Here is a 14,894-nt window from a genome sequence, read left to right as displayed (position 1 = left end):
CGGGCCGCCGTAATTCCGGTGGCCCGCACGGGCGATGACGGCGCACCCTTGCCGCATGGCAGAACAGATCACCGGGCACAGCACCCACGTACAGCCCGCCACCGGCGCACATCCGGCCACCGAAACGCACCCCGCCGCCGAAACACACCCCGCCACCGAACCGAAGCACCGCATCCGCGCGCTGCACACCGAGTCGACGGTCACCGTCTACCAGGCGTACACGCCGTCCATCGGCCTGCCGGCCGCCCGCGACGCCCGGTTCCCCGCGGTCTGGAAGCGCGACCGGATGACCTGGATCAAGCCCTCGTTCCTGTGGATGATGTACCGCTGCGGCTGGGCGGCGAAGGAGGGCCAGGAGACGGTGCTGGCCGTAGAGATCAGCAGGTCGGGGTTCGACTGGGCGCTGCGGAACGCCTGCCTCTCCTCGTACGAGCGGTCCGTCCACGACGATCAGGCCTCCTGGAAGCGGGAGTTGAAGCAGTCCCCGGCGCGTGTGCAGTGGGACCCGGAACGCGATCTGTGGCTCAGGCCGCAGCCGTACCGCTCACTGCAGCTCGGTCTCTCCGGTGACGCCGTCCGCCGGTACGCCGACGAGTGGACCGTTTCGATCACCGATGCGACCCCGCTGGTCCACCGAATCCATGCGCTGGTCCTGGCCGGTGACGCGACGGGCGCTGCCGCGCTGCTGCCCAGGGAGGGGGCGTATCCGGTGCACGGCGGGCTGCTCTCGGCCGTGCTTCCCCGCGGAACGGACGAGCCCGGCGGTACGGGCAGCGGGGGTGGGACGGGCGCCCCCGGCGGCCCCCGTCCGTAAGCCCGGTCCAGCCCCAACGGTGGGCGCACGGTGAACCGTTCGGAGGGCGTACGGCGTCCCTCACACGGGGCGCGCGCTCGCCGTATCGGGCGCCCGGACCGCCGAGATCGACGATCTCCAGGCGGTCCGGCTGGGCACCAGGCACGCCAACTGGCCCTGCTGAGTGAGCAGCTGGACGCGCTCGCCCGGCGCTACCCCGATCGGACCAGCGAGGACGCCGCGTTCGAGGAGCGGTACGCGCAGGACATCATCGCGGGCCCTAACCACCTCACCATCTTCGGGATCGAGCTGGCCCACTCGCCGGACAGCCGGCCGCTGGACACCGCCTACCTCAGCCTGGAGGCGGAGTTCGGCGTCACAGGCGCCGCGCCGCCGCAGCCCGCGCTCCCGGCCGAGCAGGCGCTGTCCGGCCGGGGCCGGTCACCGCCACCTCGGTGGCCGACGACCGGGCGATCGGGTACCTGGTCCGGATGCGGGACCGCTCGTCCTGGGCCGTGCGATCCCAGCTCGCGGGTGACTGGCGGCGCTATGACACCGACATCTACGCGGACGAGATCATCGCCCATCTCGGCGAGGACGGACTCGACTTCCCGGTGTCGGACATGTCGGAGCTCCGCACGCTGCGCCGACTGGGCGGACGGTCGCGGATGCTGATCTCCGGGATGTTCACACCGGACCAGCTGCTCGATGGGATCGTCGCCGAGCGGCTGACCAGGCTGTGGCTCGGGTACGACCGGGGCGGGCCTGGAATGACTGAGCGCCTTCCCGCACCTCACGACGCTCCAGGTGAGCACGGGGGTGGTGCGCACGCTCGACGGGGTGCCCGACGGCATCGAGATCGTCCCGGTGTGAGCACGTGTGAGCCCGTGTGAGGTCCGCGCGAGTGCACGCGGGGCGATGGTGGAGTTGTGCCGGATTGGTGATGGTCCGGTGGATGCGGACAACCTCTCTCGTCATTCGAGCATCAAAGGGCTGATACGCGTTCACGACCCCATGCTGGAGAATCACTTTGCGCCACCGCATCAGCTCCGTGTCCGCCGTGGCGGCGGCCCTGCTCGCCGTAGCCCTCGCGCCGGCCGTCCAGGCGCATGCCGATGACGCGGCAGCCCCGGCCCTCGTGGTGTCCGAGCTGTCCAGTGATCCGTGGAAGCCGGGCGAGGTCCGGACGGACTCCCTGACCTTCACCAACCAGGGCAACGCACCCGCCGACGGCGTCACGATGCGGCTGCGGATCACGCGTGGCCTGGCCTTCCCCGAGCACGCCGCGGGCTGTACGTACTCCACCGACAGAGACCAGGTCTCCGTGGCGCTCTGCCACTTCGACGAAGTCCTCGACCCCGGCGAGCACTTCACCGCGCCCATCAACTTCAAGGTGCTGCCGAAGGCGCTGATGGAGAACGTGGAGTACGGCACCGGCACCGCAGGCGGCAACCCGGCGTCGGGGTCGACCGCCCTCAGCTACCGGTCGCTGGCCGTCACGGCGGACAGCACGGCCGACCTCGCCGCGGTCGGTGACACCGCGAAGGGCAAGCCGGGCGACCAGGTCACGGTCACCGCCGGCCTGCGCAACGACGGCCCGGGCTGGATCGACAACAACACCAGCGACGACCAGCCGGCGGTGATGGTCGACATCCCCAAGGGCACGACGGCCGTCGAGGTCCCGAAGGACTGCCAGCCGTTCGCGATCGACGGCCCGAGCGGGCCTTCCGCGCCCGGCAAGCGGAAGTACGTCTGCCTGCCGGCCGACCACATATACGAGGTGGGCTCGCTCCACGCGTACAAGTTCGTGCTGAAGATCGAGAAGGGCGCGAAGGACACGTCGAGCGAGGTCAAGGCCACCTCGGCGTACGACATCCACCCGGTCTTCGACAAGAACCCCGCCAACGACAAGGCGAAGCTCGTCATAGACGTCACGGGGCCGGGCTCCGGTTCGGGCACGGGTACGGGTACGAGTCCCGGATCCGGTTCCGCTTCGGCGGGCGGCTCCAACGGCGGCTCCTCGGCGGGTAGTTCGACTGCGGGCACGACCGCCGGTTCGAGCACCGCCTCCACGGGCACGTCGGGCGGTACCCACGGCCAGTCCACCGGCGGCGCGGGCACCACGGGCGCCGCGTCCACGACGGGCGGCGACGCGACCGGCACCATGGCGTCGACAGGCGCCGGCAACACCCCGCTGATCACGGGAGCGGGCGCGGCTGCGGTGGCACTGGGCGGGGGCCTGGTATTCGCCCTGCGCCGCAGGCATGGCGCCAAGGTGCGGTAGGTAGTCCCGTAGGGACGGGTCCTGAGGGCGCCCCGGATTTGCTCCGACATCTATGTGAAGTCGGGGCGAGCCGGGGCGTTCTGGTACGCGGGCTGGCTGGCGTGAACAGCGTTGGCACTGGCGAAACCATGGACACGACAGATAGCGTCCACAGGATCGGGGAGGTGCTCTGTGCTGCCCGCAGCTACTGCGCGCACGCCTCGCAACAACTTCACTTTCTTGGTCATCGACACAGGGGGACGTAGATGGATCCGGATGCCGGTAGAGATTTCCAGGGCATCAACCCGGACAGACTCGGTGACCTCATCAAGTCGATCAACACCAATTCCGGTGACGGTGCTGCGGCGGGCCAGCCCCACATCAACAGCTGGATGAGCCACGCGCGTCGCCTCCAGATGGACACGACCCGCCTGTCGAAGATGACCGGCCACCTCACGTGGGCCCACGGCCAACTGCCCATGCTCCGGCGCCGCCACAGCCTGGCGATGGACGAGGAGAAGCTGGACAAGGACGCAGGACTGGGCGCCGGAATGGTCACGTCTGGGGCGGGCGACCTGGGCAAGTACAAGACGCAGGCTGCCGCCCAGAAGGCCGCGAAGAAGGACGCCAAGGCCTACAAAGACGGCGACATGCGTCTCGACGAGTACATGAAGATGCTCGCGGCCAACCAGACCGACCCGGACTACTGCAAGGCTGCGATGGCTGAGCTCGGCGACACCGCGCTCTATCAGCTCCAGGACGGCCCGGCGATGTACGACCCCGGTAATCCGGATGCTGGCATATCCGTCCTTGCTACGACGGTGGCCACGGCCATGCGGAACGGCACCACGTTCAAGGACGAAAACGGCAACGAGGACCTCCAGCACCTTTCGGGCCTGGTCGGCCATGCCAGTTTCCCGTCGGACGTGGTGGCGAACCTCGGTAAGCAGTGCCTCAACCCGGGCAACTACATGTACGGGGAGAAGGTCTGGGACGCGATGGGCAACGAGCCCGCGGCGGCGACCAAGTTCCTGCACGAGAACATGGACCGGATCCCAGGGTGGATGAAGGACGACTCGGATCACCACGGGGGGATGCCGGACTTTCAGGCGAAGGTGTTTGCCGGAGTCATCAGGGCGGGGACGCTTGACGGCCCGGGTGCGGACGCGAACGTCGCGGCCGACAATTCGGAAAAATTGATCAACTACTACGCCAACCACTCGGACGAGCACACTCACTCGGAGATCCAGAAAGCGTTCGGCGACATCGTCACGTATCACTGGGACGACGTTCAGAGCATCCTGACGGATCCTGCCCCGGCGGACCCCGGTTCGGGGCATGTCTCGGTGAGCGAGGACAATCTTCGGGCGTTCATCGACGAGGCCATGCGAAATCCGGACGCCACTACCACGATGATGGCCATGAGTAGTCAGCAGGGTCAGGACATATTGGACAACAATCCGGACAACGCGCAGGCGACTCGGGCCAAGGGAATGCTCGATGGGATATTCGGCGCTGAGGCGAAGAAAGTGTTTGGCCAGATTCAGGCCGAGGATTCAGCCAAGGCCGACAAATGGAACTCTACAGTCCAGGGCCAGCTGACGGCTGTGACTGGTGCGGGAATCGAGGTCGCATTCGCGCCGAATGAGGCTGCTGCGAATATTTCCAAGGCGGCCGTCAACTATGCACTTTCAGTGTTCATTGGAAATGTGGATCCGGCTGAGGCGGACAAGAAGAAAGATAAGGCTCCGTACAAGGGGTGGCGTGATGAGTATTCTGCGGCAGTAAAGACAGAGTTCAAGAAGAATCACAACCTGGGGAACCCCGGACAGTATGCGGATGAGTACTGTGGCGGAAAGAAATTCCTTGATGATTCTGGAGGGCTAGTGGCCGACGCGTCCGCAGAGCAGAAGTTGGCCTACAACGCTTGGTTGAACGACAAGAGTGTCGCCAACGCGTCCGAAGAAACCTACAGTCAACTTGAGTTGGCTCGCCTCACCGGAGCGTCGTGATAATGAAGCGGACTGGCCTTCTCTGTGTTTCGATTGCTGCACTCGCATCGGTCCTCAGTGCGTGTGGCGGAGGTGGGGCGAACGCTGCGGACGGAAAGAAAGATGCAGAGCGGGCGCGCCGTCCGGTGGCTGAGTCCTATTGGAAGATCTACCGCGCCATTGGTGAAGAGGGAATGACGGCATCTGGTCGATTCACCGAATGCACCGGTGGTGATGTTGATAAATCGGCCATGTATGAAATCTACTCACCTCTCACCGAAGGGGCGCAGAAGGTAGGTGATGCGGAATTTTTGGCTTCACTGAAAAATAAAGTGAGCGGCGCAGGTTGGAATCTTCATGCGTCCGGTAAGAATGCCTATTCCGGCAAGGCGCACGATGTGACGCTCGTGCTTGTGTTTCTTCAGCGGGAGGCTGACCAAGGGCCGCGGTTCTCGCTGTGGACTCGGAGCGCATGCACGCCGGTGGGGAACGCGAAGAAGGATCTCCTTCGTGACTATGGCAGTCAATCGAGCGACAAGTATGACCCGAAGGATGCTTCCGCTTCCCCAGTTCCTACTGGTTTTCCTGATCCGGGCGCCCCGTAGCGGGCCGGTGCACACCTCGACACGCCTAAGGATGACGTGGTGACTGATAAATCGAAGAAGGTCCCCAGCCCCATCTGGCAGGAGCTGGACGCTCTCTGCAAGGAGGTGTCCAAGGACATCGCCTCCGTGGCAGATGCCCTCAAGACGGCCGACAAGCAGATGGCCAGTGGCAAGGGCGAGGTCTGGGTCGGGAAGAACGCCCGGGCCTGGGGGAGTGATCTCCACGGTGCCAACACCGACCTGTCCAAGCAGGCGCATGGCTTCCTCGCGGATGTGCAGCGCGAGCGCGCCGCTCACCCGAAGGAGGTCACGGAGGCCGAGGCCGACACCGAGCGGCGGATTCTCGCCGGGCGGATGGGCTGAACGTCTGCGTGGCCGCTGCTAGTACGATCCCTTGACTCAAAGAAACCCTCGCCCCACCGGGAGTTACCAGTGAACCGCAGTCGTGTCCTGCCCGTCGCCGTGTCCTTCGCTGCGGCCGCTGCCCTGTTGCTGACCGGATGCGGAGGTGGGGGCAAGGGCTCGGGCAACGACAAGATCGCGGGCGCGGATGACGGGGGAGCGAAGAAGACCGCGGCGCCGAGTACGCCTGCGCCGAGCAAGGGGGCTGGTATCGATCGGCCGGATTTGAAGCTTCCTGGTGATGTCAAATATGCGTTCGCTCCAGCGCATGTAACGGTTCCGGATCAGGCGGCAGCCTTGGCGGATGCCAAGAACTTCATTCTTGCCATCGAGCACGGAATCATCAAGCAGAATAAGAACGACGCTGCCTACAAGTTCTATTCCGAATTCCAGAGTCCTGCGCAGGAGTATGCGCGTGGCCAGATCGCGCAGAGTGTCGATGTCGGTATGACCGACACTGGCGAGAGGAAGTATTACGATCCCAAGGTGCAGCCCGTAAAGAACAGTAAGAGTGTTGTCGTTACTTTCTGCAGTGATGGCTCGAAGTTCTACAGCAAGATCGTCAAGAGTGGCAAAGTTCTCCGCACCACGAAGAGCGTTAAAGACTACTACTTTTGGCAGATCGGAATGACGGCTGCGGACGGTGTCAATGGACTGTGGCGCGCCAAAGAGGTCAACGTGAAGGGAGAGGCGACGCAGTGCATGTGACGGCCACACGCAAATCTGCCCTGGTCTCCGTAATCGGCTGCGCATTTGTGTTGATGGCTTCTGCGTCGGCCACAGCGGAACGCGCTGGCAGTTCCAGCTCCACCAGCAGTCCCAGCTCCAAAGCTACTAAGGGACCCAACCGGACCATCACTTCCCAGGTATCCATCAAGTACCACTCGTCCGGCAACAGCGGAGTCCATTCCGGCCCGTTGGCTTCCACCGACTCCAACTGGACCCCGCCCGCGTGCTGGTACGCCCCGGAGTGGTCCGCCACCGAATTTCAGCAGTTCCGGCAGGGCGTCTATGTCTCGGCCGTTCATGACCCGGGCCTCCCCAATGATGTCCGGGGGGAAATCTCTGACCAGAACCAGAAATACGCCGGCGACAACTACAACATTGACAAGGAGAAAGAGGGGATGTGGTGGGGGCCCCAGTTCAACGACGACGCCTCACTTGCCGACCAGATGAAGTGCGACAAGGACCCGTTCTGGGTCAAGAAGGGCGAGACTCCCGACGTCCCGGAGGCCATCAAACCCGAGACGCTCGCCGGACTGGCCTACCAGCAGATGCAGGTCCCGGGAACCAAGGTCAGTCTCGCCCCGGCCGGTGCCAGTAAGGTCAATCTGCCGACCTGGGCATGGCTGGACAAGGCCGATTTCAAACCCATTTCGGTCACCGCCTCACTCGACATCGGCGGCTTCCACGCCGAGGCGACGACGACGGCCACGGCGGACTCGCTCAGTCTGGACCCCGGCACCGACGACGCACAGGTGCTCCCCGCGTCCGGTCGATGCGCGCTCAACAGCGACGGTTCCATCGGCGAACCGTATGCGCGGGGGAAGGCAAATCAGACTCCGCCCTGTGGCGTCGTCTACCAGCGCTCTTCCGGGGGCGGCACCTTCAATCTGCGGGCCACCGCCACCTGGAGGATCAGCTGGACCGGGACCGGGGGTGCGGGGGGATCGCTTCCCGACGGTGAGTACGGTCACGACCAGCCCGTCACAGTTCAGGAGATTCAGGCCGTCAACCGCTGATCCCGCTCCCGCTCCCGTTGCCGGGCCCCGGCCCAGTCTACCGGGGCGAGCCGAGGCGTCCTCAGTCCTCGACGCCCCTGATGACGTCCCGTTTCACGCGCTGCCAGCCGAAGTAGCCGGCGATTGGCGCGGCGATTGCGGCGCCGATCAGGATCGGGAGCGCGGAGATGTCGCCGCCGAACTGGATGACCGCGACCGTCACCGCGGCCGAGAGCACTCCCGCCAGGCCCGACTGTTTCAGTTTGCCGCGGTACCGGTCGCCGAAGAAGAGATGCCGGTCCGGGGTCCGCGGGGTGGTGTCCAGTGCGGCGGCCGGGCCCGCTTCGGCGGCCTTGGGGCGTTTGAAGTACATGTAGAAGACCCAGTGCCCGCACGGTTCCCAGCCGTCTGGGGCGAGGCCGGCCGCGAGGGTGTCACGTTCCACTGCGCCGTTCGCGGCCTCCCGCCGGTACTCCCAGCGCATCGGCGCGTCCCGGTCGCGGCGGCAGACGAAACGGCCGAGCCGGTCCAGCCCCTCGACTTCCCAGCCCTGGTCCCCGTAGGAGTTGAGGTGCCGGCGGTCGGTATAGATGTCGCACATCCATTTCCAGGTCTCGGCCCCGGCCCCTGGTTCCTGCGCCCCGCCGCTCCCGGTGAGCCGCTCCGCGAAGAGTCCGGCCGGGCCGAACTCCTCCTCCGGGCTCGTGCCGGTCTCCGCGAGATAGCCCGAGAGGTCCGCGACGGTAGCCGCCACCTCCGCCCCGGGCCTGCCGCGCGAGCGCAGTGCGGCGGCGAGTTCGTCGAAATACCCCGTCATGGCATCCCCCTGCTCATGGCATGTCCGCTGTTCCCCCTGGATACAGCGTGGTCTGTACGGCCCTGTGGAACTCCAGCCAGGAGGCGCTCTGTTCGGTGAGCGCCTTTCGGCCTGCTCCGGTCAGGCGGTAGTAGCGCCGACCCGGCCCCCGCTCCGTGGCACGGAACTCCCCGGTGGCGAGACCGGCCTCCTCCAGCCTGTTCAGTACGGGATAGAGCGTCCCGCCCTTGATCTCGCCGAGTCCGGCGGCGGCGAGCGCCTTGGCGATCTCGTATCCGTAACTCTCGCCGCCGGTGAGGCAGGAGAGGACGAGGAGGTCCAGGACGCCCTTGAGCCAGCTGGATCTGCGGTCTGCGGCCATGCCGACAGTGCATCACCATCTAGGTAGGGAAGCAACCTAGATGGTGATGTCGATTCATGATCGCGTCTCAGATAGTAGGAAGTCCGAGTAATTGTGCAGACAGACCAGCCCCGGCTCCCTTAGCTTGAGAGGAGCCGAACGTCTCGCTCGACCCAGCGACTGGCGGTCGTGAGCAGCGCCCTGAAGCAGGTAACCCCTGCGGCGCAGGCTCCCCGCCCCTCCGGCGCATCGATATCCCCCTTGCTTCAAGGAGTCGATCCCCATGGCCGAGACGACAGTCCGCCGCGTCCGTCACACCGCCCGTGCAGCACGTTCGGGCGAGTCCGACCGCAAGAACGCGGCAGCCGCCCTCCAGCGCGCCCTCGACCGCCGTGACAACGGCGGCTCCACCGGGCACTGACTGGGGGCCGAGCCGCCCTCATCAGCGCGCGCCCGCACAACCGCCCCGCGCCGTACGGCCCAGGGCGGTCGTGAAGCGAAACAGCAGAAGCGAAACGACGACGATACCGTGGCCGGCCGGCCGGCCGTCAGTCGCCGCGGCGGATCTCGAAGTGGTCGATGCGCTCGCCCGATTCAGCGAGCGCGCTGACCTTCAGCGCCGCCCCTCTGCCGGTCGTCACCTCCACCGCGAGGAACGAGTAGCCGGTGTAGCGCACCCGCGACCACTCCACGGTCTCGGTCGCCTTCGCGCCGCCCTTGACCCAGTGGTAGGTGGGCACGCTCTCCTGCTCGTGGACGTGTCCCTCGTAACTGTCGGGCGCCGGGAAGTCGTACAGCGACTTGCCCGCACCGCCCGCAGTCACGTACACGATGCCGTCCCGCGTCGGATCCGTCCGCTCGCCGACCGGCACCTTGCGCGCGACCTTGTTCCGCAGGATCGCGTCCGTGCGCTCGTACACGTGGTTGTGCCCGTTGATGACCAGGTCCACCTGGTGCTTCTCGAAGAGCGGCACCCACTCCTCGCGCACCCCGCCTTCCGACGCGTGCGAGTTCGTCGTCGAGAACGCGCAGTGGTGGAAGAAGATCACGACGAAGTCGACGTCGCGGTCCGCGCGCAGCTCGCCCAGGCGCCGGTCGAGCCAGCGGGTCTGCTTGCCGCCGCTGATGCCGTAGTTGGCGGGGATCTCGTACGAGACGTCGTTGGCGTCCAGCGCCACGACTCCGACATTGCCGTGCACGAACGAGTAAACGCCGGGCTGGTCGACCGGGTCGGGGCCGTTGTCCGGCAGCGTCCAGCGGGCGTTCTGGCCGCCGTAGCCGTCGGGGGAGTACCAGGCTTCCATGTCGTGGTTGCCGGTGGTCACCATCCACGGCACCGTCTTCGCGACGGTCTCCGTCTGCGCCAGGAACTGGTCCCAGGTGCGCGCGTCGTATGTGTCCGTCTCCTGGCCGGAGCCCGACGGGTCCGCGTAGCAGATGTCACCCGCGTGAAGGTGGAACGCGGGGTTCTGGCCCAGGATCAGCTGGTCGTTGCCGAGCGCGTGGTAGCTGACGCCCTGGTCGCCGAAGGCCGTGAAGGTGAAGGACTCGGCGCGGGAGGGGGCGGTCCGGAAGGTGCCGAGCGTGCCCAGGTTGCGGTGGTCGGCCGGGTCGAACCCGTCGTGCCCGACGCCGTAGTAGTACGTCGTCCCCGGCCGCAGCCGGTCGAGTCCGGCGTGGACGTAGAACTGCTCGGCGGCGGCGATCCTGCCGCCGTTCAGGCTGGGCGTCGTCAGGTGCCGCACCTCCGCGCCGATCTTCCGGCTCAGATCCGACGGCGAGGTGCCGATCCGGATGTACGGCCGCTTCACCGCGAACGGGACCTGCCAGGAGACCCGCATCTGCGTCCTGGGGTCCGCGCCGTAGGAGAGGTGCCTGCCGAACGGCGCGACCAGCGAACCGTCGACGGCCGGCGTCGAGTGGGCGGGGCGGCGCGCGGGCGCGGGGGCGGCGTAAGCGGCCTGCGTGTCCAGCGTGGTGCCGGCTCCGGCTACGGTGACCGCTGCGCCTGCCGCGGTCGTACGGAGAACCCCGCGACGGCTGAGCCGGGTGCGGAGGTACTCGTGCTGCTCGGCCATGCTCATCCGGCCGGCGAGCTTTTCGGGGATACCGAAGCGAGGTGTGTCCATGGCCGACAAGGTGCCCGGCCGGCCTGACAGGATCCTGCCGTACGGGTGAACGGCGCCCGTACAGCAGATCTCGTGTCCGGATAATGGACACCACATGTCATCCCCTGGGACGCGCAGTAGGGTGCCGTCATGTCTCGCAGCCTCAATCTCGCAGTGATCCCCGGTGACGGCATCGGCCAGGAAGTCGTGGCCCAGGGCCTCAAGGTCCTGAACGCGGTCCTTCCTCAGGATGTGAAGCTGGAGACCGAGGAGTACGACCTCGGCGCCCAGCGCTGGCACCGCACCGGTGAGACCCTCCCGGACGCCGAACTGGAGTCGCTCAAGCGGCACGACGCGATCCTGCTCGGCGCGATCGGTGACCCCTCCGTGCCGTCGGGTGTCCTGGAGCGCGGTCTGCTGCTCAAGCTCCGCTTCGCCTTCGACCACTTCGTCAACCTCCGCCCCTCGAAGCTGTTTCCGAACACGGCCACCCCGCTCGCCGGCCGCCCGGACATCGACTTCATCGTCGTCCGTGAGGGCACCGAGGGTCCGTACACCGGCAACGGCGGCAGCCTCCGCACCGGCACGCCCGCCGAGATCGCGACCGAGGTCAGCGTGAACACGGCGTACGGCGTCGAGCGGGTCGTCCGCGACGCGTTCGCCCGGGCCCAGGCGCGCCCGCGCAAGAAGCTGACGCTGGTGCACAAGAACAACGTCCTCGTCTACGCCGGCCACATGTGGAAGAACATCTTCGACAAGGTGGGCCAGGAGTTCCCGGACGTCACCACCGACTACCTGCACGTCGACGCCGCGACGATCTTCTTCGTCACGCAGCCCGAGCGCTTCGACGTCATCGTCACCGACAACCTCTTCGGCGACATCCTGACCGACCTCGCCGCTGCCGTGACCGGCGGCATCGGCCTGGCGGCCTCCGGCAACATCAACCCGACGGGCACCTTCCCGTCGATGTTCGAGCCGGTGCACGGTTCGGCGCCCGACATCGCGGGCACCGGCAAGGCCGACCCGACGGCCACGATCCTCTCCGTCGCCCTCCTGCTGCGCCACCTGGGCCACGAGTCCGAGGCCGCCCGCATCGAGGACGCGGTCTCCGCGGACCTGGCGGAGCGCGGTACGGAGCCGCGTACGACCGACCAGATCGGCGACGCGCTCGCGGTACGAGTAGCGGGCTGACCCGTCGACTGATACACCACAGCCGCCGGGTCTCCCAGACACCCGGCGGCTGTGTTTTGCGGTCCCGGGTGCGACCATCGAATCCAGGACCGCATTCACGCCTTTCATCCGCAGCCACCCACGAGCGATAATCGGACGTGGGGCCGCGGTATGTGGGGAAGCTCGGACGTCCTAGTAGTGGCGTGAGCGCGGTCCGTCACAAACAACCGGTGAAGGACATACCACTCATGACGACGCTCCCGATCGAGCTCAAGCCCTCATCCAACCCGTTGTCCGACGCGGAGCGGGAGGCGCTGCTGGCCCATCCCGGATTCGGCCGCCATTTCACCGACCACATGGTGACGATCAAGTGGACGGAAGGGCGGGGCTGGCACGACGCCCAGCTCGTTCCGTACGCGCCGCTCTCCCTGGACCCGGCGAACATGACGCTGCACTACGGGCAGGAGATCTTCGAGGGGCTCAAGGCGTACCGCCAGCCCGACGGATCGGTCGCGACCTTCCGCCCGGAGGCCAACGCCAGGCGCTTCCAGCTCTCCGCCCGCCGCCTCGCCATGGCCGAGCTGCCCGTCGAGACCTTCCTCGACGCATGTGACGCGCTGGTCCAGCAGGACAAGGCATGGGTTCCGGCGCACGGGGGCGAGGAGTCCCTCTATCTGCGTCCGTTCATGATCGCCACTGAGGTCGGTCTGGGCGTGAAGCCCGCCAACGAGTACCTCTTCATCGTGATCGCCTCGCCGGCCGGCGCCTACTTCGAGGGCGGCGTCAAGCCGGTCTCGATCTGGCTCTCCGAGGACCGGGTGCGCGCCGTGCCCGGCGGCATGGGCGAGGCCAAGACCGGCGGAAACTACGCCGCGTCCCTGCTGGCCCAGGCCGAGGCCGCCCGCCAGGGCTGCGACCAGGTCGCCTACCTCGACGCCGTCGAGCACAAGTGGGTCGAGGAGCTGGGCGGTATGAACCTGTGCTTCGTGTACGGGGGCGGGGACGGCCGCAAGCCGAAGATCGTCACGCCGCGGCTCACCGGTTCGCTGCTGGCGGGCGTCACCCGCGACTCGCTGCTCTCCGTCGCCCGCGACCTCGGCTACGAAGCGGAGGAGGGCCGGGTCTCCATCGACCAGTGGCGCCGTGACACCGAGAACGGCTCGCTCACCGAGGTCTTCGCCTGCGGTACGGCGGCGGTCATCACCCCCGTCGGCACCGTGAAGTCGGCCGGTGGCGAGTGGATGCAGGGGGACGGTACGCCCGGCGAGGTCACGCTGGCGCTGCGGGCCGCGCTGCTGGACATCCAGCGGGGGATCGGCGAGGACAAGCACGGATGGATGCACCCGCTGGGCTGACGCGGTCCTTGTGCCGGGGCTCCGCCCTTTCACGGCGCGCCGCCCCGGACCCCGCTCTCCTCGATCTCCGGAGGGGCTTGAACACAAGCCCCTCCGCGATCGAGTGCAGAGGTCACTCCTCCGCGAGAGCCGTCTCGATCAACGCCCCCCAGGCCAGCACCCGTTCGTCGTCCCCCGCCGCCCCCACGCACTGGAGGCCCAGCGGCAGGCCGTTCCCCGCGTGCCCCGCCGGGAGTGTCAGGGACGGCAGCCCCGCGTTGCTCCAGGGCAGGCACATGACGGAGCTGCCCGTCGTCGTCAGCCCCACCGGGGCCGGGCCGGTCGCCGACGGCGTGATCCACAGGTCGGTGCCGGCCATGGCCGCCGCCATCCGGTCCCGGAACGCGACCCGTTCCCGCTGGGCCCGGACGTACTCCACCTCCGTGATGCCCTGGCCCTCCCGGATCGCCCGTACTGTCTCGGGCCGGTAGAGCGCGCCGAACTCCGCGAACCACTCCGCATGGGTACGGGCCACCTCGTAGCGGTTCATCGTGAAGAGCTGGGCCCTGACCTGCTCGAAGTCAGCCATCACCGGGATCCGCCGCACGGTGAACCCGGCCGCGCGCAGCCGCTCCACCCGGGTCGCGAAGACATCGAGTGCCTCCGGTTGCGCGCACTCCAGATACGGGCCTTCAGGCACCGCGAGCACCGGCAGAACGGGCGACCGGTCCTCCGTGCCCGCGGGCGGCCCGTACGGGTGCCAGTTGTCGCAGACCGCCGCGAGCGCGGGCAGCAGCCCGGCCACGTCCACCGCGAAGAGGCCGACGGTGTCGAAGCTCGGGGCGTTCGCGATGACGCCGTCCACCGGTATGCGGCCGTACGTCGGTTTGAAGGCGGTCACCCCGCAGTACGCCGCCGGGCGGATCACCGAGCCGACCGTCTGGGTCCCCACGGCCAGCGGGACCATTCCGGCCGCGACCGCCGCCGCCGAGCCGCTGCTCGATCCACCGGGTGTGTGCGCGAGGTTGCGCGGGTTACGGGTCGGCCCCGGGGCCAGTACCGCGAACTCGGCCGTCACCGTCTTGCCCGCGATCACCGCCCCCGCAGCGCGCAGCCGGTCGACGAGCGTGGCCTGGCGTCCGGCCAGGGCCTCCGGCGGGAGGGCCGAACCCGCCAGGGTGGGCAGGGCGTCGACGTGGATGATGTCCTTGATGCCGACCGGGACGCCGAAGAGGGGCGGCCGGTGCGCGGGGTCGGGCCAGCGGGCTGTGACTGCCGCGGTCTCGGCCGCGATCCGTTCGGCGCGGCCCGGTTCGGGGACGAAAGCCTGTATCTCACGCTCCATGGGCC

The 14,894-nt window shown here is 67.5% G+C and carries 16 protein-coding genes; 11 read left to right on the top strand and 5 right to left on the bottom strand.

Annotated features, from left to right (window positions below):
- Window positions 1-55: 55 nt before the first annotated feature.
- Window positions 56-814: a DUF4291 domain-containing protein gene (locus OG452_RS08925; protein ID WP_327295069.1), complete on the top strand. Its 759-nt coding sequence runs from the start codon at window positions 56-58 to the stop codon at window positions 812-814.
- Between the two features lie 60 nt (window positions 815-874).
- On the opposite strand, the gene OG452_RS08920 is transcribed toward OG452_RS08925, so the two are convergent.
- Window positions 875-1,081: a hypothetical protein gene (locus OG452_RS08920; protein WP_327295068.1), complete on the bottom strand. Its 207-nt coding sequence runs from the start codon at window positions 1,079-1,081 to the stop codon at window positions 875-877.
- 167 nt (window positions 1,082-1,248) lie between these two features.
- On the opposite strand from OG452_RS08920, the gene OG452_RS08915 reads away from it, so the two are divergent.
- From OG452_RS08915 to OG452_RS08885, 7 genes are all read left to right on the top strand, one after another.
- Window positions 1,249-1,686, top strand: a complete 438-nt coding sequence (locus tag OG452_RS08915; protein WP_327295067.1) for a hypothetical protein — start codon at window positions 1,249-1,251, stop codon at window positions 1,684-1,686.
- A 137-nt stretch (window positions 1,687-1,823) separates the two neighbouring features.
- On the top strand, window positions 1,824-3,077 hold the full coding sequence (locus OG452_RS08910; protein ID WP_327295066.1) for a hypothetical protein: 1,254 nt from the start codon (window positions 1,824-1,826) through the stop codon (window positions 3,075-3,077).
- 245 nt (window positions 3,078-3,322) lie between these two features.
- Window positions 3,323-5,068, top strand: coding sequence for a hypothetical protein (locus OG452_RS08905; RefSeq protein ID WP_327295065.1), 1,746 nt, complete (start codon window positions 3,323-3,325; stop codon window positions 5,066-5,068).
- Window positions 5,069-5,193: 125 nt separating this feature from the next.
- On the top strand, window positions 5,194-5,652 hold the full coding sequence (locus tag OG452_RS08900; RefSeq protein ID WP_327295064.1) for a hypothetical protein: 459 nt from the start codon (window positions 5,194-5,196) through the stop codon (window positions 5,650-5,652).
- Window positions 5,653-5,691: 39 nt separating this feature from the next.
- Window positions 5,692-6,015, top strand: a complete 324-nt coding sequence (locus OG452_RS08895; protein ID WP_327295063.1) for a hypothetical protein — start codon at window positions 5,692-5,694, stop codon at window positions 6,013-6,015.
- 69 nt (window positions 6,016-6,084) lie between these two features.
- On the top strand, window positions 6,085-6,762 hold the full coding sequence (locus OG452_RS08890) for a hypothetical protein (RefSeq protein WP_327295062.1): 678 nt from the start codon (window positions 6,085-6,087) through the stop codon (window positions 6,760-6,762).
- Entirely contained in the window at window positions 6,759-7,796 is a 1,038-nt protein-coding gene (locus OG452_RS08885; RefSeq protein WP_327295061.1) for a hypothetical protein, read from the top strand. The genes OG452_RS08890 and OG452_RS08885 overlap by 4 nt, the downstream gene beginning before the upstream one ends.
- A 61-nt stretch (window positions 7,797-7,857) precedes the next feature.
- Here the strand turns inward: OG452_RS08885 and OG452_RS08880 are convergent, their stop codons facing one another.
- Both OG452_RS08880 and OG452_RS08875 read right to left on the bottom strand, forming a co-directional pair.
- Window positions 7,858-8,592: a hypothetical protein gene (locus OG452_RS08880; RefSeq protein WP_327295060.1), complete on the bottom strand. Its 735-nt coding sequence runs from the start codon at window positions 8,590-8,592 to the stop codon at window positions 7,858-7,860.
- A 13-nt stretch (window positions 8,593-8,605) separates the two neighbouring features.
- A complete protein-coding gene (locus tag OG452_RS08875) occupies window positions 8,606-8,953 on the bottom strand; it encodes a PadR family transcriptional regulator (protein ID WP_327295059.1) in 348 nt (115 codons plus the stop codon).
- A 262-nt stretch (window positions 8,954-9,215) separates the two neighbouring features.
- Here OG452_RS08875 and OG452_RS08870 point away from each other — a divergent pair, with 262 nt between their 5' ends.
- The gene (locus tag OG452_RS08870; protein ID WP_203599203.1) at window positions 9,216-9,353 is read left to right on the top strand and encodes a hypothetical protein; all 138 of its coding nucleotides are present in this window, start codon (window positions 9,216-9,218) and stop codon (window positions 9,351-9,353) included.
- Between the two features lie 127 nt (window positions 9,354-9,480).
- Here the strand turns inward: OG452_RS08870 and OG452_RS08865 are convergent, their stop codons facing one another.
- Complete coding sequence (locus OG452_RS08865) at window positions 9,481-11,061, bottom strand: purple acid phosphatase family protein (protein ID WP_327295058.1); 1,581 nt, start codon at window positions 11,059-11,061, stop codon at window positions 9,481-9,483.
- A 129-nt stretch (window positions 11,062-11,190) separates the two neighbouring features.
- Between OG452_RS08865 and OG452_RS08860 the strand changes: the two genes are divergently transcribed.
- Entirely contained in the window at window positions 11,191-12,231 is a 1,041-nt protein-coding gene (locus OG452_RS08860; RefSeq protein ID WP_327295057.1) for a 3-isopropylmalate dehydrogenase, read from the top strand.
- 227 nt (window positions 12,232-12,458) lie between these two features.
- On the top strand, window positions 12,459-13,565 hold the full coding sequence (locus OG452_RS08855) for a branched-chain amino acid aminotransferase (RefSeq protein WP_327295056.1): 1,107 nt from the start codon (window positions 12,459-12,461) through the stop codon (window positions 13,563-13,565).
- A 112-nt stretch (window positions 13,566-13,677) separates the two neighbouring features.
- Here OG452_RS08855 and OG452_RS08850 read toward each other — a convergent pair whose 3' ends face one another.
- On the bottom strand, window positions 13,678-14,889 hold the full coding sequence (locus tag OG452_RS08850; RefSeq protein ID WP_327295055.1) for an amidase: 1,212 nt from the start codon (window positions 14,887-14,889) through the stop codon (window positions 13,678-13,680).
- Between the last annotated feature and the right edge of the window lie 5 nt (window positions 14,890-14,894).

It is taken from the genome of Streptomyces sp. NBC_01197 (genome assembly GCF_036010505.1).
Taxonomy (GTDB): domain Bacteria; phylum Actinomycetota; class Actinomycetes; order Streptomycetales; family Streptomycetaceae; genus Streptomyces.
The sequence above is the reverse complement of the archived record's forward strand: the minus strand, read 5'-3'. Positions and strand labels throughout refer to the sequence as shown.

Bases quoted from the DNA above. Each gene is read 5' to 3' on its own strand.
- OG452_RS08925 (WP_327295069.1), top strand. From the start codon at position 56: ATGGCAGAACAGATCACCGGGCACAGCACCCACGTACAGCCCGCCACC.
- OG452_RS08905 (WP_327295065.1), top strand. From the start codon at position 3,323: ATGGATCCGGATGCCGGTAGAGATTTCCAGGGCATCAACCCGGACAGA.
- OG452_RS08880 (WP_327295060.1), bottom strand. From the start codon at position 8,592: ATGACGGGGTATTTCGACGAACTCGCCGCCGCACTGCGCTCGCGCGGC.
- OG452_RS08875 (WP_327295059.1), bottom strand. From the start codon at position 8,953: ATGGCCGCAGACCGCAGATCCAGCTGGCTCAAGGGCGTCCTGGACCTC.
- OG452_RS08870 (WP_203599203.1), top strand. From the start codon at position 9,216: ATGGCCGAGACGACAGTCCGCCGCGTCCGTCACACCGCCCGTGCAGCA.
- OG452_RS08865 (WP_327295058.1), bottom strand. From the start codon at position 11,061: ATGGACACACCTCGCTTCGGTATCCCCGAAAAGCTCGCCGGCCGGATG.
- OG452_RS08860 (WP_327295057.1), top strand. From the start codon at position 11,191: ATGTCTCGCAGCCTCAATCTCGCAGTGATCCCCGGTGACGGCATCGGC.
- OG452_RS08855 (WP_327295056.1), top strand. From the start codon at position 12,459: ATGACGACGCTCCCGATCGAGCTCAAGCCCTCATCCAACCCGTTGTCC.
- OG452_RS08850 (WP_327295055.1), bottom strand. From the start codon at position 14,889: ATGGAGCGTGAGATACAGGCTTTCGTCCCCGAACCGGGCCGCGCCGAA.